Source organism: Aestuariivivens insulae, assembly GCF_022662195.1.
GTDB lineage: Bacteria > Bacteroidota > Bacteroidia > Flavobacteriales > Flavobacteriaceae > Aestuariivivens > Aestuariivivens insulae.
On record NZ_JAKMCS010000008.1, the window covers coordinates 37,056 to 64,002 of the forward strand.

Here is a 26,947-nt window from a genome sequence, read left to right on the forward strand (position 1 = left end):
AAATGGGGCAAAGTCAAATAAAATCACTTTTTCTTTTAATAATAGTTTTAATTTCATGTAAGCAAAGCGAAAAAGATTTGGTCGTTGAGTCACAAATCAATAAAAATCAAGACCAACCCAATATTGTGTTGATCATGACCGATCAACATCAAGCCGAAGCCATGAGTATAGTAGGTAACACCAACTTGCATACGCCCAATTTGGATAAGCTGGCAAAATCAGGTATTCGTTTTGATAATGCCTATGTTACCTTTCCGTTATGCACGCCATCACGTTCCAGTCTATTTACAGGCAAAATGCCCCATAGCTTAGGAGTCAATTCTAATACAGAAGGCGATAATACTTTAAATAAAAAAGATAAGGAATTAGGACTTGGTAATGTTTTAACAAAAGCAGGATATCATTGTGCCTATGGTGGGAAATGGCATGCCCATGAGGCCGCTATGGTTGAAGGGAATGGTTTTGAAAAAATCGCCGATTTTGGTGATATACCATTAGCAGAAAAAACCATTGAATATTTAAAGTCGAGAAAAGATAAGGCACAACCGTTCTTTTTGGTAACGTCTTTTGATAATCCGCATAACATTTGTGAATGGGCAAGAAATCAACCCCTGCCATATGGTAATGTTCCATCAGTGGCTTTAAACGAAACGCCAGAATTGCCTATTAATTTTAAAAAGTCTGATGCCTTTCCAGAAGCATTACAAATTGAACAAACCACTAATAAAAAGGTCTATCCTACGCAGCATTATACCGAAGAAGATTGGAGGCAGTATCGTTATGCCTATTACAGATTGGTTGAAAAGGTCGATAAGGAAATAGGCAAAATTATGGATGCTATTGATAACTTGGGACTGCGGGACAATACTATAATTATATTTACCAGCGACCATGGCGATGGTAATGCGTCACATGGTTGGAATCAGAAAACGGCCTTGTTTCAAGAAAGTATAAATGTCCCTTTCATTGTAAATTATAAAGGAAAAAATAATGCTAGGGAGATTGTAAATTCGACTTTAATTTCTAATGGATTGGATTTATATCCAACAGTTTTGGATTATGCCGGTATTTCTGTTTCCGATACTTTTTTAGGAAAAAGTATTAAACCCCTTATAGCAGGCAAAAAAGATTATGAAAAGCATGACCATATTGTTGTTGAGACAAAGTTTGAAGGGAAGCAAGCTTATGGAACTACAGGAAGAGCGGTCATAACGGAAAAGTATAAATACGTTGTGTACAATTGGGGAAAAAATAGAGAGCAATTTTTCGACCTTCAAAATGACCCTTATGAAATGAATAATCTTATACAATCTAAGGAATACATTCAGCATATAGATGAGTTTAGACTCAAATTAATCAATTGGTGTAAGCAAACAAAGGATACCAAGTTTTTAAAACAGACCGTATTGCCATCAAATAGTATTATACAATCAAACGAATTATTTGATAAATCTTATTAAATTGATTATAATGAAATTGTACCAAACAGTTTTAATTATCCTATTGTTATACTTTAACAGTTGCGCTTCACAAACAATTTATAAAGATGTTTTAAATGATACGAATAACTGGATTGTAGAACAGCAACCAGGAGGAAAAGTGTTATTTGAGGGTAATAGTATAGAAGTTATAGATGCAAAAGGTTGTACCATCTGGCTTAAAAATGAACTAGAGGGGCCAATAAAGATTCAATACCACATTACCATTATTGATGAGGGAGGGCCTTATGATAGGGTTTCGGACATGAACTGCTTTTGGATGGCCAACGATCCAGAAAACCCAGATGACTTTTTTAAGGATTCAAAAAACCGTGCAGGCCGTTTTCCAAACTATCATCATTTAAAACTATATTATGTTGGATATGGCGGGCATAATAATACCAAAACAAGGTTTAGAAGATATAATGGTAATATAGATAGGCCATTATTGCCAGAGCATGATCTGTCTGATAAAAAGTTTATGATTACAGCTAATAAAGAAATGCATATTGAAATTGTGGTAAAAGAAAATTACACCAGTTATTCCAGAGATGGAGAAATCCTATTTGAAATTAATGATCCCGAACCTTATAAGAGTGGTTACTTTGGATTTAGAACTGTTAATAATCACATGAAAATCAATAGTTTTAAAATAACTCAATTAAATTAATACATTAAATTAAATAGATGGTTAAATTAAAGAATATCATGAAATTAAAAACCGCTTACCTTTTTATTCTTTCCATTATATGCATAAGCACATCTTTGGCCCAGACTATTTTGCCAACACCAATGGAGGTTAAAACTTTGGATTCAAAATTTGAATTTAAAACTTCCATAAAATTGGCCTATGATACGAATTGTTTGCAATCTGCCCAATGGCTTGCAGATAAGTTGGGGATATATGTACAGGTGGAAAAAGAGGAGTCTACTGTTGGTGATATTGTTTTAAGCTGTAAAAGAGCTAATAAAGATTTAGGTCATGAAGGTTATGAGTTACGAGTGGATCATGATGGTATAAAGATTTCTTCAAATGGAGATACAGGAATTTTTTATGGTATACAAAGCTTGCTTCAATTATTACCTGTAGAGGTGCAGGCAGGAAAAAACTACAACCTAAAAGGATTTACCATTGAGGGGGTTACTATAGCCGACCAACCAAAATATAGTTGGAGAAGCTTTATGATAGATTCAGGTAGGCAGTACCAATCGCCAGAATTTATCAAGCGCTATTTAAATTATATGGCCATATTGAAGATGAATGTATTCCATTGGCATCTTACAGAAGGGCAAGGTTGGCGTATTGAAATTAAAAAATACCCTAAGCTTACCGAAATTGGCTCGAAAGTAGCTACAGGTAAAGAGCAGCAAGGCTATTATACCCAAGATGAGATTCGTGATATTGTTGCTTATGCCAAAGAATTGCATATTATGGTGGTTCCAGAAATTGATGTACCCGGGCATTCTGAAGCGGCTTTAATAGCCTATTCCGAAATGACCTGTTTTGGTAAAGCGCCAGAAACCGTTATGGGCTTTTCTTCTAATCTATTTTGTGGTGGTAAAGAAAGTACCTATGCCTTTATTGAAGATATACTCGATGAAGTTAACGAATTATTTCCCTCACAATATATTCATTTAGGAGGAGATGAAGCCCCAAAGGCCAATTGGGATAAGTGTCCAAACTGTCTAAAAAAGATTGAAGAAGAACATTTGAACGACACGCACGATCTTCAGCTTTATTTTTCATCTCGGTTGGCCAATTATATGAAAACAAAAGGAAAGAAAGTTATTTTTTGGGGAGATGTAGTTTATGGTAACGGTACCATATTACCAGATAATGTAGTCATTCAATGGTGGAATTCCAGAGGGCATGGAGACTTAGCTTTAAAGAATGCTATTAAAAGAGGGCATCCTATTATTTGTAACACCAATCAGTATACCTACCTTAATTTCCCTTTGGTACCTTGGTCCAGATATAAAGAAAATAGAACATTCGATATAAAAAAGACCTATGAAGAGAACACCAGCGATTTGGAAAACCCAAATGAATTGGTATTAGGTATGGGCGCTTGCATATGGACAGATTGGTATGTCTTGGAACATATGATCGATCAGCGTGTGTTCCCTCGATTATTTTCATTGGCAGAACAAATGTGGCATAAAGGAGCAAGGTTGGATTTTGAAACATTTTATGGTAAGGTCAAACAAAAATATCCGTTGTTAACAGCATTGGGAATAGATTATGGACCAGCACTATTAGAAGAAGTCCCTATAGATTATAAATGGGAGTAATTATTATAAAGAAAAGAATTGTATTAAAAATAACTGATTGTCTGTAATCTGCCATAAAACAATTTATATGTCAGGTCGAGCATTGGTCGAAAAGAGAATATATTTTCTTTGAAAGCACCTTGCAAAGCAAGTCGAGACCTCATTTTAAATGTGTTAAGTCTAGTAACCTTTCGATCGGGCTCGAGGAGATAAAACTTTGTGTTAGGCACGGATATTCAATAATAAATAAACATTAGAAAAACATGTATAGAATGAGATATAACACCATATTACTTGCTTTTTTAGCATTAACGGTTATAGGATGTAAAAATAAAACATCAGAAAAAGAAGACCCCACAAAAGAACAAAAGCAACCTAATATTGTAATGATCTATGCCGATGATTTAGGCTATGGAGACATTAGCGCCTACGGGGCCACGACCATCCAAACACCGGCTATCGACAGTCTAGCCAAAGAAGGGATTGCCTTTCATAATGCCTATGCCACTGCAGCAACCTGTACACCATCGCGTTATTCACTTTTAACAGGTATGTATGCCTGGAGAAAGAAGGGTAATAGTATTGCTTCTGGAGATCAACCACTTTTGTTTGATACATCAAAGCCAACACTGGCCTCAGTATTGCATTCGGCAGGATATAAAACAGGTGTTGTTGGTAAATGGCACTTGGGACTGGGCGGCCCCGAAGGCCCAGATTGGAATGGAGATTTAAAGCCTGGACCACTTGAGATAGGGTTTGACTATTCGTTCCTCATTCCAGCCACTGGAGATAGAGTGCCCTGTGTTTTTGTTGAAAACCATAACATTGTAAATCTAGACCCTGCCGACCCTATTCAAGTGAACTATATGGAAAAGGTTGGTAACTGGCCAACAGGTTCAGAAAATTCGGAGTTATTAAAGATTAAGCCTTCACAAGGGCATGCCAATACCATTGTAAATGGCATTAGCCGTATAGGGTTTATGGAAGGTGGAAAAGAAGCGCTTTGGGATGATGAAACCATTGCCCAGGAATTGGTAAAAAAATCGATTGGTTTTATAGAAGCCAATAAAAAAGAGCCGTTCTTTCTCTATCTTTCAACACACGATATCCATGTACCAAGAGTTCCAAATAAAATGTTTCAGGGTAAAAGTGGTATGGGCCCAAGGGGTGATGTTATCTTGCAGTTAGATTGGACCGTAAACCAAATCATTTCAGCCTTAAAAGCACAACAACTATTAGATAATACCCTTATTATTTTCTCTAGTGACAATGGGCCAGTACTAGATGACGGTTATCATGATCAAGCTAGAGAATTAGTAGGCGACCACAAACCAGCTGGAAATTTACGAGGTGGAAAGTATAGTGCTTACGATGGAGGTAGTAAAATTCCATTAATTATTAGGTGGCCCGATGGAAAAGGAAAAGGAACGGTTTCCAATGCTATGGTGAGCCAAGTAGATTTTTTTAAATCCTTGGGTAAACTAGCAGGTGTTGATATGTCACAATACAATGCTATGGACAGTCAAGATCAGTTGGCAACCTTAACGGGAGAGGACACAGTAGGAAGAACATCCTTAATTCAGGAAAGCTTTGCAGGACCATTATCGTACGTCAAGGGTCATTGGAAATATATAGAACCTTTGGACGGTCCTAAACTAGTGCCTTGGGGGCCTATTATCGAAACTGGATTTGAAACAGCTCCTCAATTGTATAATTTACAAGAAGACCCAGGAGAGCAAAACAATATCGCCCAGAACCATCCCGATAAAGTTGAAGACCTTCAAGCAGATTTAATGGAAGCAAGGAAAGGGTTAAGCTTTACCATGTTTAAACCTAAGGTAGAATAATAGTATTTCAGAATAAAACGTAAAATAAATAGAAAATATGATAATATATGGTGCTAAAGATGTCCACTTAAAAACCGTTAAATCCACAACTGGAATTTGTCCAAACTGTAAAATTAAAGGGGAGTTATCTATTAATATATTCAGAAGGCATGCTCATATTTTTTGGATACCGTTATTTCCTTTGTGGAAAAAAGGTATTTCAGAATGTAGCCATTGTAAAAAAGTAATGAAGTATAGAGAGATGCCTGAAAGTGTAAAACTTGAATATCAAAATTTAAAAATTAAAACCAAAGGCCCTATTTGGCAGTTCATAGGAATAATTCTTATTATAGTTTTAGCATTGGGTGTAACTGCAATGAATAAATTTGGTAGTAAATCATATCAAAAAGAGAAGTTAGAACTTTTTGCATCTCCTTTGAAAGGAGATGTTTACGAATACGAAATAAGAACAGGAAAATATTCAACTTTAAAAGTTAAGCACGTTTCTGCTGATAGTATTTTCTTTTCTCCTAACAATTATGAATCTAGTAGTCTCATTCGATTGTATAAAATAAATAAAGAAGAAAATTATTCAGATAAAATTTATTCAATGTCAAGAGAAAAGTTAAAAGCAATGTATACTAAAGGGAAGATATTTGGAGTGAAAAGAGAATGATGATCTAGGATAATCAAAAAGCATAAAGTTTAAACAAAACACTTCATTATAAAAGCGAAAGCTTTTTAACTTTAAATAAGGCCGTTCAGGCCTTTTACGCTTTATATCCCCTTCTTTTTGGCTAGTCCGTCCCTCTATTGTTGTTTCATGGGTTTCTAAATTCGTTTTTGGATAGATATGACTTGAGATGAAGTAGGGGATACCCTTAGTTTTTGTCCTGTTTGGTTCCTATTGAAGACCCAATTGATATGGATTGGAAGTGTAATTAATGGTTGTTCTGAAGATGAATTTCAAAAAAAAAATAATCACTTTTATAGCATCCTGTTTTATCGTTTCTTTCATTTATGGACAAGGTGGAAGTGCCAATAAATGTATTAATGCAAGACCTTTATGCGGTGATGGCCGGTTCTCTTATCCTAATACATCAGGTGGCCCTTTTTTTGCTGAATCAGATCCAGATTATGGATGTGTCGGTTATCCATTCAACCCCTCTTGGTTTTACTTCAAAGTAGCTAAAGACGGAAACATTGGTTTAACGGTTCAACAAAGTTCTGCTTATGCAGGCATTCCAAATTTGGATGCAGATTTCGTGGCATATGGGCCGTTCGCCGATGCCAGTTCACCTTGCACATCAGATTTAACAGCATCAAACATTGTGGACTGTGGAAGTTCGCCGTCTGTCGTTGAGTATATAAACATTCCAAATGCAAAAGAAGGAGACTATTATTTATTGATGATAACCAATTTTACAACAAAACCAGGTTTTATTAGGGTAATCCAAACAGATGGCGCAGGATTTACAGATTGCAGTATTTTATCCGATAATATCGCCTGCGAAGGAGACTTTATAACCATGGATGCGACAACGCCCAATGCAACTAGCTATATATGGTATGAAGAAGTTGCTTGGGGAACAGGCAATTTTGTTGTTATAGCAGGAGAACATAACAAGACTTTTAATGCAGTAGCCTCTAACCATTATAAAGCAGAAGCTTACGATGTTTTTGGTAACTTATTGAATACATATAATTTTGAAGCATTATTTTTCCAAACCCCTTCAGTACCTTCATCAATAAAGGATTATCCATTGTGTGATGCATCGGGAGATGGAAGTATGGAAGCATTATTCGATTTAAGTACTATGGATTCTGAAGTTTTAGGTGGTTTGGATCCCGCTGTGTTTTCGGTATCTTATTATGACGATCATGATAAAGCCAATCTGGGAGAAGAGGCATTGCCAGAATTATACAAATCTTCAGAAAAAACAATTTATGCCCGTATAGATAATATAGCTACGAGTAGTATATCATGTTTTGACACAGGCAGTTTTAAAATTGTTGTAGAACCACTTCCTGAAATCAGTTTACAAGACCAGTACATATTATGTGTGGACACCAATGGCACAGAAGAAATACTTGCCCCACCGATAATAGATACAGGATTCGATGCTGTTAATTACAGCTTTATATGGTCTCTCGATGGCGTTGTATTGCTAGATGAGACAGATAGTATATTAATACCAAATGAAGAAGGAAGTTACAGCGTAGAAGTAACTAATTTGCTAACGGGTTGTTCTAATAGTACGTCTACTACTGTGAATTTAAGCTCACCTCCAGACATTTCAGCCTCAGTAACATCTTATGCTTTTACTCAAAGTAATACAATAGAAGCAACAGCAATAGGGAAGGGGTTTGAGGATTATGAGTTTAGTATAGATTCTGGGGTGTGGCAAGCAAACGGAGCCTTTAACAATGTGAGTTATGGTGAACATATTATAAAAGCAAGAGATATAAATGGGTGTGGAGTTTCTGAAACAAAAGTATTTGTAATAGATTATCCGTTTTACTTCACCCCTAACGGAGACAATAACCATGATACTTGGAATATAGTAGGCGTGGAGCACTTATTAAATGCCAAAGTGTATATATTCGATAGGTATGGCAAATTGATGAAGCAGTTAAGCCCAGGTACTAGCCAAGGTTGGGATGGAAGGTTTAATGGAACGTTGATGCCCAGTGACGATTATTGGTTTGTTATAGAATATGAAGAACCCTTAGATAAAAGTATAAAGCAATATAGATCCCATTTTGCACTTAGGAGATAATCTCTTTGTTAAGAAAGAGATTTAAGTAATGCCCAAATATTACCCTCTTATTGAACAATTATTCCCCCCAGCATATTATTTAAAACCTGTTACTTAGCTTAATATTGAATCTAAGGATTTGGATTGTGAATCAATATGATAAAGCAATATTTGATAATCAAAAGCTGGGTTGAATTGCTAATTCAGTATATATAAGCTTGAGTAATGGAGACATTTGCTATCGTTATTTTAATCTTATTGGCACTCAATGTTTTATTGCTATTGTTTAGCTGTAATAAAACAAGTAAATAATAGGCATTCTTGGAAGCATAGTGTTTATTAAGAAATAGACTTTTGGCAATCTAGCAAGAGTTTGGTTGTGTGAGATTTCAATTTGTATTTTTTTGTTTTCATTTAATAGGTAACCCCGTTATTTGGCTTGATTTCCTCTAATTAAAAGTCGTTTTTATTACATTTACTCAACACAAATAAGAGGTAATTATAATTTGAAATTAAAAATACAATCGATTGTATTAAAAAATATTCTATATTTGTAACTCATATTTTAATAAAACTAAGCATAACATAAAATAAGAAAGTACAGTGAGTAAAGTAGTGACATTTGGGGAGATCATGCTAAGATTGGCCCCACAGGGATTTTTAAGGTTTTCACAGGCCAATAGTTTTGATGTGGTCTATGGCGGAGGAGAGTCCAACGTAGCAGTATCGTTGGCCAATTACGGTATTGATGTAGATTTTGTAACCCGCTTGCCCAAGAACGATATAGGGGAGTGTGCCATGATGGAACTTCGTAAGCGTGGCGTAGGCGTAGATAAAATAGTATGGGGCGGAGACCGTTTAGGAATATATTTTTTGGAAACCGGTGCTGTAAGCAGGGGAAGCAAGGTAGTTTATGACAGGGCCCATTCGGCCATGTCGGAGATCAAACCGGGGATGGTGGACTGGGATGCGGTATTGGAAGGTGTAGAGTGGTTCCATTGGACGGGCATTACCCCGGCCATTTCCCAAGGCGCGGCCGATGCCTGCTTGGAAGCGGTAAAGGCGGCCAGCGATAAGGGCATCACCATTTCAACGGACCTGAACTACAGGGCCAAGTTATGGAAGTACTGTAGCAATGAGGACCGCGAAAGCATAATGACCGAACTGACCTCCTATTGCGATATCGTATTGGGCAACGAAGAAGATGCAGAGATGCACTTTGGCATCAAGCCCGAGGGCATCAGCGTACAGACCGAAGGGCATAACGTTAAGGCCGAGGCCTTCCTGTCGGTTTGCCAGCAAATGATGAAGAAGTTCCCAAAGGCCAAAAAGGTCATCACGACCTTGAGGGGCTCCATATCGGCGTCGCACAACACATGGGCCGGCGTACTGTACGACGGCAACAAGATGTACGAGACGCGCCAGTACCAGATTACCGATATCGTTGACCGTGTTGGTGGCGGTGACAGTTTTATGGGCGGCTTGATCTACGGATTGCTGACCTACCCAGAGGACGACCAGAACGCATTGGATTTTGCCGTAGCAGCCTCTTGTTTGAAGCATACCATAAAGGGCGATGCCAACTTGGTGACCGTAGCAGAGGTAGAAAAGTTAATGGGTGGGGATGCCTCAGGACGAGTGGCACGATAGGTTATAATCTTAGAGCAATCATAAATTAACCTGTTATATAGTTTGGTTTGTTTAGCCCAACAGCATGTCAGTTCGAGTGTCCCGACAGTAAACGTCGGGACGTATCGAGAACAGGTTTAAAATAAAATAAAGTTAATTTAAAAGGACAATGGCACAATTTACAAGATTGGAAGTGGCACAAGCCATGAAGGACACAGGAATGATTCCTTTGTTTTTTCACAACGATTTAGAACTTAGTAAGAACATATTAAAAGCCTGTTATGATGGTGGCGCAAGGCTGTTGGAGTTTACTGCACGTGGCGATTTCGCCCATGAGGTTTTTGGAGAACTCACCAAATATGCCATAAAGGAATTACCGGGCATGATTATGGGAGTAGGATCGGTAACCGATGCGGCCCAGGCCAGTTTATACATGGCCTTGGGAGCTAACTTTATAGTGACCCCAGTGCTAAGGGAAGACATCGCCATCGCCTGTAACCGTAGAAAAGTACTGTGGTCACCAGGCTGTGGTAGCCTAACGGAAATAGCCAGAGCGGAAGAGTTGGGCTGTGAGATCGTAAAGCTGTTCCCTGGCGATATCTATGGCCCCCAGTTTGTTAAGGGCGTTAAAGGGCCCCAGCCATGGACCAGCATCATGCCAACAGGTGGGGTGTCGCCAACAGAGGAAAACCTAAAAGGGTGGTTCAGTGCAGGAGTAACCTGTGTGGGTATGGGATCCCAATTGATCTCTAAGGAAATCGTGGCAAATAAGGATTATGCTACATTGGAACAAAAGGTCAAAGAAGCTTTGGCAATTATTAAAGGATTAAGGAAATAGTATTTAGCAATTCTTTCACATGGGAAAACATTTAAACTTTCTGCTCCTTGTAGTTTTATCAATAACCTTGGTATCATGCAATCGTACTGAAAAGCAAAGAACAATTAAGTTGGCCCATGGTTTGGATACCAATCACCCAGTCCATAAAGCTATGGTTTTAATGGGGGAGGAATTAGAGGCTAGATCTGAAGGCAAATTAAAACTAGAAATATATCCCAACCAACAATTAGGATCTGAGCGTCAATGCTTGGAGCTTCTTCAAATAGGTAGTTTGGATATGACTAAAGTATCTGCTGCAGTAATGGAGAATTTTTCGCCAAACATGAGAGTGTTTGGCTTGCCTTTTTTATTCAAAAACCGAGAACACACTTTTAAGGTTTTAGATGGAAATATAGGTAGAGAGCTGTTGGATGGAGGACAAAAATATTGGTTGAAAGGCTTAGGGTATTACGATGCCGGTAGCCGTAGTTTTTATACTATGGAAAAGCCTGTAAAAACACCAGAGGATTTAAATGGCTTGAAGATTAGGGTTATGGAGAGTGTAACCGCCATGAACATGGTAAGCAGCCTTGGGGGTTCGCCAACACCCATTTCTTATGGAGAGCTTTATACGGCATTGCAACAAGGCGTTGTAGACGGTGCAGAAAATAACCCACCATCTTTTTATTTGTCTCGCCATTATGAGGTATGTAAATATTATGCTTTAGATGAACATACTACAATCCCAGACGTATTAATTATTAGTACCCATTTATGGACTACATTGTCAAGTGAAGAGCAAACTTGGTTACAGGCAGCTGTGGACAAGTCGGTTGCATATCAGCGTGAGCTCTGGGCAAGATCAGAGAAGGAAGCCATAGAGGCCGTTAAGAAAGAAGGTGTAGAGGTGGTAACTCCGGATAAATCACTTTTTAAGGAGAAAGTAAGGTCTATATACGAATCTTATAAGGACGATGGTCCCATATATGATCTTATAAAAAGAATTCAAGAAACCGAATAACTATGGAAATAAGAAAAAAGGTTGATCGTATCCTTGGGATAGTACTAGCAACAATCATGGCTGTTATGGTGTTAAATGTATTATGGCAAGTCTTCACTAGATTTATAGTAGGTAAACCAAGTCCGTTTACCGATGAGTTGGCAAGATACCTCATGATATGGGTTGGTGTTTTGGGAGCTGCTTACATTTCGGGAAGGAGAATGCATGTAGCTATAGACTTGTTGCCTGCAAGATTAAATAAAGAAGGACAAACAAGATTAAAGGTATTAATTAATTGGATTATTATTGTTTTTTGCTTTTTTGCATTAGTGGTTGGTGGCCTACGTTTAATATACATCACCTTTACCTTAGGGCAATATTCCCCAGCATTACAAGTACCATTGGCAGTGGTTTATGCCGTAATTCCAATAAGTGGGATTTTAATTATTTATTACAAACTATCTGATATTATAAACAAGCTACTATAATGGAATATTTACCCATACTTATCTTAATTTTTAGTTTTGTTGGTTTGCTATTAATAGGTGTACCAGTGGCATGGAGCATTGCAATCTCATCTTTATTGACCATGATGACCAGTATTGCAATGCTTCCAGCATTAACAACGGTTTCGCAGCGTATAGCAACAGGCTTGGATAGTTTCGCTTTACTGGCCATTCCTTTTTTTGTTCTATCGGGGCAATTGATGAACAAAGGGGGCATTGCCCATCGGCTAATCGATTTTGCAAAAACAATTGTGGGCGCTCTTCCAGGAGGTTTAGCCTTAATCAATGTTATAGCTGCCATGTTAATGGGGGCTATTGCCGGATCTGCAATGGCTTCGGCATCGGCTATGGGAAGTATTTTAGGTCCAGAAATGGAAAAAGAAGGCTACTCTAAAGAGTTTGGAGCAGCAGTAAATATTACATCATCTACAACAGGCTTGGTTATCCCGCCTAGTAATGTGCTTATTGTTTATTCCCTGGCAAGTGGAGGGGTTTCTATTGCGGCATTGTTTGTAGCGGGGTATATTCCTGGAATATTAACGGGACTGTTCCTTATGTTGGTGGCTTCGTTTTGGGCAAAGAAGAAAGGCTATAAAGTAGGCAAACGAAGTTCTCTAAAAGAAGTGTGGATTACATTTGTTAAAGCATTCCCTAGTTTAATGCTATTGGTTGTAGTAATTGGAGGTATTGTAGCGGGAATTTTTACTGCTACCGAGGCTTCAGCTGTAGCCGTGTTATATACCCTTGTTTTAGGATTCATTTATAAAGAAATACAAACTAAGGATTTGCCACAAATATTATTGGATTCTTGTAGCACAACAGCTATTGTTATGCTTTTAATAGGGGCATCCATGAGTATGTCTTGGGTAATGTCTTACGAAAACATCCCGCAGAGTATTAGTTCTGTATTGTTGACCGTAAGTGATAACCCAATAATCATTCTTTTGATTATTAACCTTATGCTATTGTTTGTAGGAGTCTTTATGGATATGACTCCAGCCATATTAATTTTTACACCGATCTTTTTACCGATTATAACAAAACTGGGCATGGATCCGGTACAGTTTGGAATTATCATGGTCATGAACTTAAGCATAGGCCTATGCACACCTCCTGTGGGTTCCGTTCTGTTTGTAGGGGTTGGTATAGCCAATACAACAATTGAAAAGGTCATTAAGCCATTGTTGCCTTTATTTTTTGCTATGGTGATTGCGTTGTTTCTAGTAACGTATTTTTCAGAATTAACACTTTGGTTACCAAGCTTATTTGGGCTTTAAACTATAATCAAGAGCAGTATAAAGCTTGGTTGTAGACCCTAATATTTAAATATAAACACAAAGTCTTGTCTATAATGCAAGACTTTTTTGTTATAAAAGGATTGGCGCGGGGTTTTATAAATTAAGCCACAAAAACCTTCAAAAAAGAACTAAACTTTATTGGCTTTAAATCCGAACAGTATAAAGAGGGTAGAAAGCATTTTTTCTTTCATTTTTTTACGAATAATAGAAAAGGCCTTGCTCATTTGTTTTTCAACGGTATTAACTGAAACATGTTGAAATTCTGCAATTTCAATATAAGTGAGCCCCTCTTTTTTACTCAATAAAAATGTTTCTTTACACTTAGTTGGCAACTGTTCTATTTCTCTTTCAACAAGAGCTATCAGCCGATTGGTTTCGTCTTCCTCTTTTTCTTCTAAAATAAGATCTAAACCTTCAATGTATTTTTTCTCTAATGTAGTAACAGCAATTGTCTTCCTGTATTGATCTATAAATTCATTATAAACAGATTTATAGAGATAATTCTTTATAGAAATATTAGTATCCAGTTTCTCCCGTTGTTGCCACATTCTAACAATAACATTCTGTACAATGTCTTCAGATTTAAAACTATCCCTGTCAAGGCTACTGGCATAATCGCACAGCTTTTTGTAGTAAAGGTCTATAAGGTGCGTATAGGCCGAAGTGTTTCCTTTTTTAAGGTGTTTGATAAACTTTTTTTGATTTGAAAATGACGCGTTCAAGAGGAAGTATGAGTTTAAGTATAAACAAATTTAATTTTTTTTTATAAAAAGATGGTGGTATAACAATTTTAGTTTCGTTATAGCAATATACATGTTGAGTTAAGTATGGACAAAAAGATAGAAAATTTAATCACAAAGTTTCTTGTTAAGGAGGCTAATTTAGAAGAGTTACGGCAGTTAGAGCTATGGATTAGTAACCCCAAAAATGAAAGTTTGTTTTTAGAATATATAAAGACTAACGCATTTATAAATTTTTCGGTAAATAAGTACGATGAAAAAACGGCTAAAGCGGCTATAGTACGACGGATAAGACAGGAAAAAAGTGTTTTTTACAACGGGAGTAAAGTATCTAATCTCGTTAAATATGCAGCTGCAGTACTTGTTATTGGCATGCTAACCGTTACCTATGTTTTTAGGGGTAACATATTCGATACAACAGAAAGACAAGATGCAATAGTTACTACTACTACTATAGAAGTAGGTACAGACGGAGCACTATTAACCCTTGAAGATGGCTCTGTAGTAACTTTGGAAAAAGGAGAATCTTTCCAAACCCAAAATGCCAATAGCAATGGTCAGCAAATAGAATATAAACCTAGTGAACAAGCAACGACTAAGGTTGCTTATAATTACCTAACCATTCCAAGAGGGAAACAATTCTTTGTGAAACTATCAGACGGTACGCGCATATGGTTAAACTCAGAGTCCCAGTTAAAATATCCAGTACAATTTGTTGAAGGCGAAAAAAGAGAGGTTGAACTGATCTATGGTGAAGCCTTTTTTGATGTATCTCCCAGTACAGAGCATAAGGGAGCAAAATTTACGGTTATTAATAAGGCCCAGGAAGTTGAGGTATTGGGTACCGAGTTCAATATAAAAGCCTATAAGGATGAAGACCATGTGTATACCACATTGGTTGAAGGCAAAGTGGAGGTTAATGCTTCGGCAGTAAAACAAATATTAAAGCCTAATGAGCAATCTAACGTCAATAAGCTAAACAATAGCATTTTGGTAGAAGTAGTGGATGCCAAGGCAGAAATAGCTTGGAAAGATGGTATATTCAGTTTTAAGGGTAAACCCTTAAAAGCCATTATGAAAGTATTATCCAGATGGTATGATATTGATGTGGTTTTTGAAAATAAAGATCTGGAAACTATAAAATTCAAAGGGAATTTATTTAAAGATCAACCAATCGATGAAATCCTGTCTATAATGAAATCCAGTACGATCAATAATTACGAAATAAAAGACAAAACCTTAATTATAAAGTAAATAACCAAAAAAAGTATGCCTATGCAGTAAACTAACAAATAACCAAAAAAAGGAGGATAAAGTTTAACCGGCAAAGTATGGACTCTATCCCCTTGTAAAATTATCAATCAATTAAAGCATGTTTAACTAATTAACAACAAACAAATTTATGCAAATTAAATTAACCAAAGGCTGTTTCCTTTTAGGAAAACGGTACTTACTGATCATTATGAGAACATTCGTATTCTTATGTTGCGTAACGGTTTTTTCCTTTACACCAAATAATATTGTATCTCAAAACTCGAAGGTTATAGTAGAAGAGAACAAAACGTTAACCGTGGATGAGGTTTTTGATCTTATCATGCAACAAACGGACTATAAGTTTTTTTACGAAGAAGGGATTTTTAAGGATTATCCTAAGGTAGAAGTAAAGAAAGGAATTATTAGTACAAATAAATTGCTAAAGCAGAGTTTGTCACAAGGTGATTTGAGTATTAGAGTAACCGAAAATAATGCCATTCTTATCGAGGAAAAAAAGGAGGTGAACATGACGGATATTCAACAAAAGCATGAAGTAACGGGAACCATAAAAGATGAAACAGGAATGCCTTTGTTGGGAGCCAATATTATTGAAAAAGGAACGACCAATGGTGTTCAAACCGATTTTGATGGGGGCTTTACGATCTATGTATCAAGTAAAGAAGCTACTTTGGTGGTTTCTTATGTAGGCTATGCCAAAAAGGAAATAGACGTTAACGGTCAAGCAGAGTTGACGATAGTTCTAAAAGAAGATGCTGCAGAACTAGCGGAGGTGGTCGTAACTGCACTTGGGATTAGAAAGGAAAAGAAACGGGTAGGCTTTGCCGTTCAGGAAGTAAAAGGAGAATCGCTTCAAAAAGCGGTTACCCCCAATGTATTGGAATCGATGACAGGTAAAGTGGCTGGACTTATTGTAACCAGTAGTTCTGGGGAGTTCTATTCCGACCCAAGTATGTATATAAGAGGAAAACGCCCATTATTGGTTATTGATGGCGTACCACAAACAAGAACAGACTCCTGGAACTTTTCATCAGATGATGTTGAAAGTATTTCGGTACTTAAGGGAACCTCGGCCGCTGCATTATACGGTTCGGCGGGTCAATTTGGGGCCGTACAAATTACACTTAAAACCGGAAGGGGAACCAATGGTACTGAGGTTAGTTACAATTCGTCAACCATGTTCCAGAATGGCTTTTTAAGGGTTCCAACACCACAATACCAATACGGTCCAGGTTCCAATGGTATTTATGAATTTGGTACCGGTGAGGCCGGAAGTAATGGACTTAATGATTACGATTACTCCATTTGGGGGCCTAAATTTGATGGCAGATTAATAAAACAGTTCGACTCTCCAATCGATCCTGTTACAGGAGAACGTATACCAACGCCATGGGTGTCCAGAGGTAAAGATAACTTGAAGAATTTTATGGAAGTTGGTTTAGTAACTTCCAATAACCTTACCATAAGAAATAGTAGCGAAAAAGGTAGTTATATTATTTCCAATTCTTATAAGTATGCTAAAGCTTCCACACCAGGACAACGATTGGATATTAATACCTTAAGGTTAAATGGAAATTTAATACTATCGGATGCTATTGATATAGATGGATCGCTACAGTACAACTACCAATATTCTGATAACAGACTAAGAGGAGCTTATGGGCCTACATCGCCCGTATATACCTTAGCGATTTGGGGCGCCGCCAATTTTGATATTAGAAATTTTAAAAACTATTGGGAGCCAGGTAAAGAAGGAATCCGTCAGCACTTTGTAGAGCACTGGCGATATAACAATCCCTATGCGCTGTCTCATGCCTGGAAAAAGCCTTGGACCAAAAATGATATATTGGCTTATTTAAAAGTAAACTTTAAGCTAGGTGATAACCTAAAGGGCTATGTACGTTCTACAGTAAACAGTTACTCACTTACCGATAATGAAGAAATATCCAAAGATATTTACGATTATTCAATTCCAGACAGGGGAGGGCGTTTTAGATATAATGCCTCCAGAAATTTTGAAAACAATACCGACTTTTTATTGATGTTCAATAAAGAAGTTAACAAAGACTTTACAGTCGATGCCACTTTAGGAGCCAACCAACGATATTTAAGATATGAGCAGGAATGGGCTAGCACAACGCAACTGGTAGTGCCAGAGGTATTTACCTTGCAAAATTCTAAAGATAAGGTGACACCATCCAGTTATAAAGAGTACACGGGCATTTACAGTGCCTATGGTTCGGTAGACTTGTCGATTAAGGATTATTTATATGTTGGTGCTACGGGAAGATTTGATAAGTCGTCTGTTATGCCAGAAGTGAATGATACCTTTTTTTATCCATCCATTTATTTGAGTGTTATTGTAAGTGATCTGTTCGATTTACCAAAGCCAATTAGCTATTTAAAGTTAAGAACCTCGTACGCGAAAGTAGGGAGTACCTATGCTGATGAGAATAATAAGAACCCTTATCAGAATATAAGCTCGTATAGTACTGGTAATTGGAGAGATTTGCCAACGGCTAGTTATCCAGGAACTTTAAGAAATCCAGGGCTAAAACCAGCTTCAACCTCATCTTATGAACATGGGTTAGACTTGAGATTGTTTAAGGGGCGTTTTGGTGTAGATTTTACATATTACGAGAATGTTGATGGACCAGGGATTTTTACACAACCTTTTTCTCAAGCTTCTGGATATTCTGGTTCACAATATAATGGTAGGGTAACAGAAACTAGAGGTATGGAGATTTCGATTAACGCCGTACCGTTCCAGTCGAATGATTTTAAATGGGAAACCATGATCAATTTCAGTAAATACAAAGAATATTTAACATCTTTACCGCCAGCCGAAGACGGTACACCACGATTAAATGAAGGCAAAACGTTTTTAGGTGACCGACTATATAATTATTGGTGGTACGACTGGGATAGATCGCCCGACGGACAGTTGATTATAGGAGATAATGGGTTGCCAGAAACAACAGAGTTTACGGTAAATTTAGGAAATACCCAACCCGATTTTGAAGGTAGTATTAGCAATACGATTACCTACAAGAACTTATCCCTTAACTTTTTGATCGACGGACGTTTTGGAGGGATTACTTACGATCGCTACGAACGCGATATGTGGCGTTCTGGTACGCACCCCGATGCCATACACCCAGAACGTGAACTATCTAACATAGCCTATGCAACAGGAGGCGATGCCAGAACCATGTTAATAGAAGGTGTTTCTGTGGTAAGTGGTGATGTAACCTACGATCCAGAAGGGAACATTCTAGAAGATACACGTGTTTTTGAACCCAATGCAACAAAGATAGACTATCAAACTTGGGCACAGCGCTATAAGGCAGCCTGGGAAAACCATGTTATTGAAAAAACTTTTGCTAAGCTTAGAGAAGTAACATTAACCTATAATTTCCCGTCTAAACTTTTAGATAAAACATTTTTTAATAGCGCCTCTATTTCCTTGATTGGTAGAAACTTATTCTATTGGACTAAGGATAAAGACACTTTTGGTGATTTAGATACCTACACCGTGAGTACTGGAGACACCAATCTACAAATGCCTACGCAAAGGTCTTACGGCTTTAATATTAATTTACAATTTTAAGAGTTATGATAAAGAAGATAACATTCAGTATTGCAATCTTTGTATTGCTTGCAGGAACATTTAATAGCTGTTTGGATTATGATGAATTAAGGGAAAACCCTAACGCACCTACTATGGTTCCACCCAGTTTATTGTTTACCAATGTCACGCCCACCACGTCATCGGCATTTTCAGATACCTATGAATATCCGCAATATCATATTAGAAGTAATTCCGATGGTAACCCTATAAGCTATCGTTTTGGTAGCAGAGGGTTCAGATATGGAACTTTAAGGAATGTGCTTAAAATGGAAGAAGAAGCCGATAGAGTTGGGGCACCTGTTTATAAAATAATGGCTAAGTTTTTTAAGGCTTATAATTTTGTCGATATGTGTCGGTCTATGGGAGATGTCCCACTTAGAGAGGCACTGTTGGCTGCTGAAAATACAAGACCTAAATACGATACTCAAAAAACAGTCTATATACAATGCTTAGATTGGTTAGAGGAAGCAAACTTGGAATTAGGCGAATTCATATCGAATAATCCTGTATATGTTTTAGAAGGCGATGCTTATTTTAATGGCGATCTAACCAAGTGGCAAAAGGTTATTAATGCTTATGCCATAAGGGTTATGCTAACCTTAAGTAAAAAAGCAAATGATACCGATTTAAATATTAAAGGAAGGTTGGCGACCATGTTAGATAATCCACAGACTTATCCTTTAATGACCAGTCTTAATGATAACATGCAGTTAGCACATCAGGATGAAGATGGTTATCGTGGCTATTACAATCCTAATAATGCAACAGCCAAAGTAGATATCATTCTGGCTAACACCTTTGTTGACATGCTTAAGGATTATGAAGATCCAAGGTTAAAAGCGGTAGCCGATCCTACGCCAAGTGCTATGGAAGCCAATTCTAATGAAGACGAGGTTAGAAACGACTTTAATTCATATAACGGAGGCGATCCGTCGGCATCAACAGCCGATAATGTTTTGGTTAGGTCCAGTGGCGGTATTTCTAATCCTAATGAAGACAAGTACTGGAATTTTGTAGGGCAACCTACAGTGCTTATAGGTTATTTTGAACAAGAGTTGAATATTGCTGAAGCAGCACATAGAGGTTGGGTATCGGCTAATGCCCAAGACCATTATAACAATGGGGTTAAGGCCTCTATGGAATTCTTTGGAGTGGAAGAAGATGAAGCCGATGCCTATTTAGCATCAAAGGCTCCATATACTACTGGAGATGCAGGTTTAACCAGAATACATGAGCAAATGTATATAGCCTTTTTTGAAAACTCAGGTTGGGAATCTTTCTTTTTGAACAGAAGAACAGGTGTGCCGGCATATAAGTTCTCAGGCGAAAATTTGGTAGATAAACTTCCCTTGCGTTGGGCTTACCCACAATCTGAAAATGATAATAACTACGATAACTATAGAGCTGCATTAATATCCCAATTTGGAGCAGAAGTAGATGACAGAGATCAAATAATATGGGAACTAAAAGATTAAAAATAGTTAAGATGATGAAAAAAATAAATATAATAAAATCATATACAGCCATAGTTTGCCTGTTACTATTTACAGTCATACTATCAATGCTTAATGGTTGTACACCCGATAGAGGAGCAGGCTGGGCAGATGAAAGGTACCTTACTAATTTTGAGTATTATTTTGACAACCCTAATCCTAAAACAGGGGTTGCCTATACAGAGGAAGAACTAGCTGCATTAGATTATGACCCTTCAAAAGAAGGTAAATTTGAAGAAGGGGATCCTGTTGTTCTATCATTTGTTTTACCCAAGCAACTAAAGAATCTTTCTGTAACCAATACGGTCAATGGAGATGAATTATATAGCTTTACTGAAGCACAGCCTGATGGCGATAAGTTTAGAATAAACATTTCTACTACGCTACCAGAATTAGGGCTTTTGGAACTAAAAGATAAAATATTTTTAAAATTTGATTTTAACTACCTAGATGGTGCTCAGGGAAGTGTTATTTATAAAATAACTTATGTGAAAATAGAAGTTATTGACCCTAATGCAGATTTATCTAAAAATTTAGTTGGCTATTGGCGATTTAACGATCCAAACAATTTAGGAAAGGCAACTATTGGAAATGACCTTATAATTGCAGGTGCTGGATCGCATAGTGCCATAGCAGGTATTAATGCCGAAGATGGAGCTGCTTTAGTGGATACTGAATCCTGGTACGAAGTCGACCATGGCATGCCAGCTGTAGGTGGCTCTAATGTAAACACCTATACCATGATCTGGGATGTTAAAGTGTCAGCTGCCGACCTTGGAAAATACATTGATTTATTACAAACCAATACCGCTAATGATTCGGATGGGCCCGTATATATTGATCCTGATGGCGGTTTTTGGTTTAATGGTGGCGCCAGCGGATTTGGAGGTACCATTCAGGCAGACACATGGCACAGGATTGTATTGGCAGTTGATGCTCCTGAAGTACGATTTTATGTCGATGGTGTAGAGATTTATACAAATGATTTATTGGCTAGTAAAGATGGGATATTCTCTTTAGATCTTTCTAAATTTATCATATTCGGAGATAATAGTGGCGCTTCAGAAGATAACCCTATCGGTATTACGGAGTTTATGTTGTTTGATACGGCATTTGCAGGATCGGTAATACAGAGTTTCCCTGCAGTCACCGAGCCAGCCATTCCCAGTATTACACAAAGTTTGGTGGGACGTTGGAAGTTTGATGCAGCAGCAGATCTAACAAAGGCCAATTGTGGTAATGACCTTGTAATTGCAGGTGCTGGATCGCATAGTGCTGTAGCGGGTGTTAATGTCGAAGATGGAGCTGCCTTGGTGGATATTGGATCCTGGTACGAAGTAGACCATGGCATGCCAGCTGTAGGGGGGGCTAATGTAAACACCTATACCATGATCTGGGATGTTAAAGTAGCTGCGGCAGACCTTGGAAAGTACATTGATTTATTACAAACCAATACCGCAAATGATTCGGATGGCCCTGTATATATTGATCCAAATGGTGGTTTTTGGTTTAATGGTGGTGCCAGTGGATTTTCAGGTACCATTCAGGCAGACACATGGCATAGAATTGTATTGGCAGTTGATGCCCCTGAAGTACGATTTTATGTCGATGGTGTAGAGATTTATACAGATGATTTATTGGCTAGTGTAGATGGGATATTCTCGTTAGATCTTGCTAAGTTCATCATATTTGGAGATAACAGTGGTACTAGCGAAGACAATCCGATAAGCATTACCGATTTCTTATTATTCGACAAAGCACTTAGTAAGGCAACCATTGAAGGCTTGCCTACAGTAGACACCGTTTTATTTTAGTTAATCTTGAATTGAGTTAATTTATAAAGCACCTTCTTTTTCATTTTTTTAAAGAAGGTGTTTTTTTTGAATATCATACTTATGAAATACATAAAAATTATATTAATACAAATAATTCTGTTGGGTACGGGCTGTAGTAGTTCTTCTCCAGAATCGAACCCAGAACCTATAGGAGAGACATTGACCAAAAAAGTTTTGCTTTTGGGGTTGGATGGTTGTAGACCAGATGCCATAACGGCTGCAAATACCCCTAATTTAGATGCCTTAATGGCTAACGGAACCTATTCGCTCGATGCACGGAATATAAGAACCACGGTTAGTGGACCAGGCTGGTCGGCCATGCTAACAGGGGTATGGGAAGAAAAACATGGGGTAACCGATAATTCCTTTAACGGAAATAATTATAGCAATTACCCACATTTTTTTAAATATGTTGAAGATAGTAACCCCGCATACCGTACCGTTTCCGTGTCGCAATGGCATCCCATAAATGATATCATAGCAAAACCCCATGCAGACCTAATTGTAAATACAGAGAACACCACCGAAGATGTAAAGAATAAGGTCATAGCCCAATTAGGGATAGAAGAACTTACGGCCCTATATGTCGATTTTGATGCCCCAGACCATGCAGGCCATACCACCGGATTCAGTCCAGAAAACCCAACTTATATAAGTACTATTGAAAGTGTAGATCAGGCCATTGGAGAGATCATGCAAGCTTTAAGGGCCCGTGAGAACTACAGCAAGGAAAATTGGTTGATTTTATCAAGTACCGATCATGGAGGGATTGGCTATAGTCATGGAGGTGGTACGGATGAAGAACGTACTATTTTTGTAATAGCCAGTGGTGACCATATTCCATATAAAGAAATAAAAAAAGAAACAACCCAGGTCACCGTACCACCAGCCGATAATTGCTTGGGCAGTGCCTATGAATTAAAATTTGAGGAAGCGGTAGTGGAAGTGGCAAGTCAGCAAGATTTTAACTTTGGTAGTGATCAGGATTTTTCTATCGAATGTAGGATACGATCAAAATCCCCAGGCGATGTAGGCGTCATTGCAAAAAAGAATTGGAATAGTGGGCTACTCCCAGGGTATGTTTTTTCTTTTAAACCTAATACCAGGAACTTTAAGATTAATGTAGGGGATGGTACCAATCGAGTAGATGTAGAGGCCGGTGAGATCACCGATAACGCATGGCATATGGTAAGTGCTACGTTTGATAGAGATGACCTTTTAAAGGTTTATGTAGATGGTGCCTTAAAGAATAGTGCCTCTATGACAGCCATTGGCAATATAGATAACGATTTTCCTTTTACTATGGGAGCCGATGGCAATTTAAATTGGCATTATAATGGTTATATAGCTGAGGTTAGGATGTTCAATAGTATATTAGAACCTGATGCTATTGATACCTGGAATTGTAAGGTGTTGGATAATTCACACCCACAATATGCCAACCTTTTAGGGCATTGGAAACTTACAGAAGGTTCAGGTGCAACTTTAGCTGATTCGGGTCCAAAAGGATATGATGGCAGCTTAATCAATGGAACGTGGATGGACGCCACACAAAGTACAGTTGAAACCATAAGCAATTACGACAATACACCGCGTACCGTTGATGTTGCTGTTACTGCCCTAAACCATTTGTGCATCCCCATAGATAGTAGCTGGGATTTAGATGGTAATTCCATAATCAGTACAGATTGTTATAATTAGTATTTTGAATAGAGTTAGTTTTTTTATTTTGATAAGTGGGGGTGGGGAGTTTAACTTTACCACCCTTGCTTTTTATGATAATGAGCAAATAGCATTATATTAACATGGTGTATTATTTAAGAAAAAAAATAAAAATAAAATGAGTACAAGAAGAGATTTTTTAAAACAAGCAGGGTTGTTAACCGGTGGCTTGGGCGTTGTAGGCAGTCTACCGGCCTCAGTCCAACGTGCCCTGTCAATCGATCCAGAAGAGGGCAGTACCTACGAGGATGCCGAACATATAGTTTTGTTAATGCAAGAAAACAGGTCGTTCGACCATTGCTTTGGAACCCTTAGGGGCGTTAGGGGGTTTAACGATCCCCGAGCGATCACACTACCCAACAGGAATCCAGTCTGGTTACAGTCCAATAAAAAGGGGGAGACTTATGCGCCTTTCCGACTGGATATGAAGGCGACCCGTGCCACTTGGATGGGCGATTTACCACATTCCTTTGAAAGTCAGGTTGATGCGCGCAATAAAGGGAAGTACGACAATTGGTTGGAAGCCAAACGGACTCACCGTAAGCCTTACCGGGACATGCCCTTAACCATGGGGTATTATAACCGTGAAGATATTCCCTTCTACTATGCCTTTGCCGATGCCTTTACGGTGTTCGATCAGCACTTTTGTTCCAGTTTAACGGGTACCACGCCCAACAGAAACTATTTTTGGTCGGGCAAAATTAGGGAGACGCCTACATCCAAGCCCTGTGTTTGGAATTCTGATACTTACTACAATAGCGAGGCGAAATGGAAGACCTATCCCGAGCGTCTGGAAGAACATGGTATCTCTTGGCGGGTCTATCAGAATGAGATTAGCGTTCAAACGGGACTCACGGGAGAGGACGAAGCTTTGTTAGCGAATTTCACTGATAATAACTTCGAATTTTTTAGTCAGTTCAACGTACGCTTCAGTAAAAGCCATCAAAGCTTTTTAAAAAAGCGCTTTAGCGAGTTACCCGATGAGATTGGTGAACTGGAGCAACAAATCAAAGCACAGCCTAAGGTGGCAACCCAAAAGCTTAGAAACCAGTTAGTGCAAAAGCAGAATCAGCTGAAAAAGATAAAGGAGGAGCTGGAATTATGGAGTCCTGAGAACTATGAAAAGCTTAGTACGTTCCAAAAGAACATTCATGAAAGAGCATTTACTACCAATAGTAACGATCCCCATTACCATGAGACGGAGTCCATTACCTTTAATGACAATGGTGAAGAACGGACTATGCGTGTGCCCAAGGGAGACATCTTGCACCAGTTTAGGGAAGATGTCAATACGAACAAGTTACCAACAGTATCCTGGCTTGTGGCTCCGCAAAAATTTTCGGACCACCCCAGCGCCCCTTGGTTCGGAGCTTGGTATGTTTCCGAAGTACTGGATATCCTGACGAAGAATCCAGAGGTGTGGAAAAAGACAATATTCATCTTAACTTATGATGAGAACGATGGGTATTTCGACCATGTGCCGCCTTTTGTGGCCCCACATCCGGAACAAAAGCACAAGACTTCCAAAGGGATTGATGTTACTTCAGAATATATTACCATGGAAGACGAGCTCGAAAAGCGTGGTGTGAAACCTGAAAATGCCCGGGAAACTCCCGTTGGCATGGGGTACCGTGTACCTATGGTTGTAGCCTCACCGTGGAGCCGTGGCGGATGGGTGAATTCCGAGGTATGCGATCTTACCTCTCCACTGCAGTTCATGGAAAAGTTCTTGGCCAAGAAAACAGGAAAGACCATTAAGGAGACCAATATAAGCAGTTGGCGCAGGGCTATTTCTGGAGATATGACCTCTGCTTTTCGTCCATTCAACCCTACGGCACTAAATTTCTCGGAGTTTGTGGACAGGACACCCTTTATGGAGGATATTTACAGGGCAAGCTTTAAGTCCCCGCCGTCTAACTTTAAACCACTTAGCGCAGGGGAGATGGAGAAAGTGCGGTCAGGAGAGCATGATCTCCCGTACATGCCGGCACAAGAACCCGGGATCAAGGATTCTTGTGCATTGCCCTATGAGCTATACATAGAAGATAGTATTGACAGGACAAATGAAACCTTTAAATTGTCGTTTCAAGCTGCTAACCAAGTGTTTGGGAATTTGGCTTCCGGAGCTCCGTTTAATGTCTATGCTCCTGGTAATTACCTCCAGGAAGACCACTCAAGAATAAAGCATTTCAAGCCAGTTAAGGCATGGGCTTTTGCAGTAGAAGCGGGAGAACAGGTAGAGGATACATGGCCCTTAAGCCATTTTGAAAACGGGAATTACCATTTACGGGCCTATGGTCCAAATGGTTTTTATAGGGAGTACAAGGGAAGTGCATCAGATCCAGAACTTAAGATAAAGTGCCACTTCGAAAGTGTTGGGCGCTTGTTAAGGAAGCTATCGGGTAATGTGGAGCTGGAAATAGCCAATACCTCAGGGGTGGATTATAGGATAGAAATTACCGACCATGCCTATAATAGCCCAACAGTAAGTCATGATGTTGCCAAAGGTGATACGATCAAGGTTGTATTAAGATCGAGCGATAGTTATGGCTGGTACGACTTTTCATTAAGGGTAGTAGGCATCGGCACTTATGAAAGACGCTTCGCTGGTCGTGTAGAAACGGGCAAGGCCTCTAAGACAGACCCGTTTATGGGGCGGGTAATTTAGAT

The 26,947-nt window shown here is 38.4% G+C and carries 18 protein-coding genes; 17 read left to right on the forward strand and 1 reads right to left on the reverse strand.

Features of this window, described 5'->3' with window-relative positions:
- Positions 1-2 precede the first annotated feature (2 nt).
- From MR062_RS10965 to MR062_RS11015, 11 genes are all read left to right on the forward strand, one after another.
- Positions 3-1,460, forward strand: coding sequence for a sulfatase family protein (locus tag MR062_RS10965; RefSeq protein ID WP_242204251.1), 1,458 nt, complete (start codon positions 3-5; stop codon positions 1,458-1,460).
- A 10-nt stretch (positions 1,461-1,470) separates the two neighbouring features.
- A complete protein-coding gene (locus MR062_RS10970) occupies positions 1,471-2,148 on the forward strand; it encodes a DUF6250 domain-containing protein (protein WP_242204252.1) in 678 nt (225 codons plus the stop codon).
- A 38-nt stretch (positions 2,149-2,186) separates the two neighbouring features.
- Positions 2,187-3,770, forward strand: a complete 1,584-nt coding sequence (locus MR062_RS10975; RefSeq protein WP_242204253.1) for a beta-N-acetylhexosaminidase — start codon at positions 2,187-2,189, stop codon at positions 3,768-3,770.
- A 251-nt stretch (positions 3,771-4,021) separates the two neighbouring features.
- Positions 4,022-5,596, forward strand: coding sequence for a sulfatase family protein (locus tag MR062_RS10980; RefSeq protein WP_242204254.1), 1,575 nt, complete (start codon positions 4,022-4,024; stop codon positions 5,594-5,596).
- A gap of 37 nt (positions 5,597-5,633) precedes the next feature.
- Entirely contained in the window at positions 5,634-6,251 is a 618-nt protein-coding gene (locus tag MR062_RS10985) for a hypothetical protein (protein WP_242204255.1), read from the forward strand.
- Positions 6,252-6,534: 283 nt separating this feature from the next.
- Positions 6,535-8,355 carry a T9SS type B sorting domain-containing protein gene (locus MR062_RS10990; protein WP_242204256.1) on the forward strand — a complete coding sequence of 607 codons (1,821 nt, stop codon included), beginning with the start codon at positions 6,535-6,537 and terminating at the stop codon, positions 8,353-8,355.
- Between the two features lie 582 nt (positions 8,356-8,937).
- A complete protein-coding gene (locus MR062_RS10995; RefSeq protein WP_242204257.1) occupies positions 8,938-9,984 on the forward strand; it encodes a PfkB family carbohydrate kinase in 1,047 nt (348 codons plus the stop codon).
- A gap of 148 nt (positions 9,985-10,132) precedes the next feature.
- Positions 10,133-10,801 (forward strand): bifunctional 4-hydroxy-2-oxoglutarate aldolase/2-dehydro-3-deoxy-phosphogluconate aldolase, encoded by a 669-nt coding sequence (locus MR062_RS11000; RefSeq protein ID WP_242204258.1) that lies wholly within the window; start codon positions 10,133-10,135, stop codon positions 10,799-10,801.
- A gap of 19 nt (positions 10,802-10,820) precedes the next feature.
- Positions 10,821-11,801, forward strand: coding sequence for a TRAP transporter substrate-binding protein (locus tag MR062_RS11005; RefSeq protein ID WP_242204259.1), 981 nt, complete (start codon positions 10,821-10,823; stop codon positions 11,799-11,801).
- Positions 11,802-11,803: 2 nt separating this feature from the next.
- Positions 11,804-12,268 carry a TRAP transporter small permease gene (locus MR062_RS11010; protein ID WP_242204260.1) on the forward strand — a complete coding sequence of 155 codons (465 nt, stop codon included), beginning with the start codon at positions 11,804-11,806 and terminating at the stop codon, positions 12,266-12,268.
- Positions 12,268-13,563 (forward strand): TRAP transporter large permease, encoded by a 1,296-nt coding sequence (locus MR062_RS11015; protein WP_242204261.1) that lies wholly within the window; start codon positions 12,268-12,270, stop codon positions 13,561-13,563. Before MR062_RS11010 ends, MR062_RS11015 begins: the two co-directional genes overlap by 1 nt.
- A gap of 149 nt (positions 13,564-13,712) precedes the next feature.
- Here the strand turns inward: MR062_RS11015 and MR062_RS11020 are convergent, their stop codons facing one another.
- On the reverse strand, positions 13,713-14,306 hold the full coding sequence (locus MR062_RS11020; protein ID WP_242204262.1) for an RNA polymerase sigma factor: 594 nt from the start codon (positions 14,304-14,306) through the stop codon (positions 13,713-13,715).
- A 105-nt stretch (positions 14,307-14,411) separates the two neighbouring features.
- Here MR062_RS11020 and MR062_RS11025 point away from each other — a divergent pair, with 105 nt between their 5' ends.
- From MR062_RS11025 to MR062_RS11050, 6 genes are all read left to right on the forward strand, one after another.
- Complete coding sequence (locus MR062_RS11025) at positions 14,412-15,578, forward strand: FecR family protein (protein WP_242204263.1); 1,167 nt, start codon at positions 14,412-14,414, stop codon at positions 15,576-15,578.
- 208 nt (positions 15,579-15,786) lie between these two features.
- A complete protein-coding gene (locus MR062_RS11030; RefSeq protein ID WP_242204264.1) occupies positions 15,787-19,206 on the forward strand; it encodes a SusC/RagA family TonB-linked outer membrane protein in 3,420 nt (1,139 codons plus the stop codon).
- Positions 19,207-19,211: 5 nt separating this feature from the next.
- Positions 19,212-20,702 (forward strand): SusD/RagB family nutrient-binding outer membrane lipoprotein, encoded by a 1,491-nt coding sequence (locus MR062_RS11035; protein WP_242204265.1) that lies wholly within the window; start codon positions 19,212-19,214, stop codon positions 20,700-20,702.
- Between the two features lie 11 nt (positions 20,703-20,713).
- Positions 20,714-22,534 (forward strand): LamG domain-containing protein, encoded by a 1,821-nt coding sequence (locus MR062_RS11040; protein WP_242204266.1) that lies wholly within the window; start codon positions 20,714-20,716, stop codon positions 22,532-22,534.
- Positions 22,535-22,615: 81 nt separating this feature from the next.
- Positions 22,616-24,256: an alkaline phosphatase family protein gene (locus MR062_RS11045; protein ID WP_242204267.1), complete on the forward strand. Its 1,641-nt coding sequence runs from the start codon at positions 22,616-22,618 to the stop codon at positions 24,254-24,256.
- A 139-nt stretch (positions 24,257-24,395) separates the two neighbouring features.
- Complete coding sequence (locus MR062_RS11050; protein WP_242204268.1) at positions 24,396-26,945, forward strand: phosphocholine-specific phospholipase C; 2,550 nt, start codon at positions 24,396-24,398, stop codon at positions 26,943-26,945.
- The last annotated feature ends 2 nt before the right edge of the window (positions 26,946-26,947 follow it).

Coding starts and splice junctions, on each gene's coding strand:
- MR062_RS11015 (WP_242204261.1), top strand. CDS start 12,268: ATGGAATATTTACCCATACTTATCTTAATTTTTAGTTTTGTTGGTTTG.
- MR062_RS10985 (WP_242204255.1), top strand. CDS start 5,634: ATGATAATATATGGTGCTAAAGATGTCCACTTAAAAACCGTTAAATCC.
- MR062_RS11000 (WP_242204258.1), top strand. CDS start 10,133: ATGGCACAATTTACAAGATTGGAAGTGGCACAAGCCATGAAGGACACA.
- MR062_RS11045 (WP_242204267.1), top strand. CDS start 22,616: ATGAAATACATAAAAATTATATTAATACAAATAATTCTGTTGGGTACG.
- MR062_RS11005 (WP_242204259.1), top strand. CDS start 10,821: ATGGGAAAACATTTAAACTTTCTGCTCCTTGTAGTTTTATCAATAACC.
- MR062_RS11040 (WP_242204266.1), top strand. CDS start 20,714: ATGATGAAAAAAATAAATATAATAAAATCATATACAGCCATAGTTTGC.
- MR062_RS11030 (WP_242204264.1), top strand. CDS start 15,787: ATGAGAACATTCGTATTCTTATGTTGCGTAACGGTTTTTTCCTTTACA.
- MR062_RS11035 (WP_242204265.1), top strand. CDS start 19,212: ATGATAAAGAAGATAACATTCAGTATTGCAATCTTTGTATTGCTTGCA.
- MR062_RS10970 (WP_242204252.1), top strand. CDS start 1,471: ATGAAATTGTACCAAACAGTTTTAATTATCCTATTGTTATACTTTAAC.
- MR062_RS11025 (WP_242204263.1), top strand. CDS start 14,412: ATGGACAAAAAGATAGAAAATTTAATCACAAAGTTTCTTGTTAAGGAG.
- MR062_RS10990 (WP_242204256.1), top strand. CDS start 6,535: ATGAATTTCAAAAAAAAAATAATCACTTTTATAGCATCCTGTTTTATC.
- MR062_RS10975 (WP_242204253.1), top strand. CDS start 2,187: ATGAAATTAAAAACCGCTTACCTTTTTATTCTTTCCATTATATGCATA.
- MR062_RS11050 (WP_242204268.1), top strand. CDS start 24,396: ATGAGTACAAGAAGAGATTTTTTAAAACAAGCAGGGTTGTTAACCGGT.
- MR062_RS10980 (WP_242204254.1), top strand. CDS start 4,022: ATGAGATATAACACCATATTACTTGCTTTTTTAGCATTAACGGTTATA.
- MR062_RS10965 (WP_242204251.1), top strand. CDS start 3: ATGGGGCAAAGTCAAATAAAATCACTTTTTCTTTTAATAATAGTTTTA.
- MR062_RS11010 (WP_242204260.1), top strand. CDS start 11,804: ATGGAAATAAGAAAAAAGGTTGATCGTATCCTTGGGATAGTACTAGCA.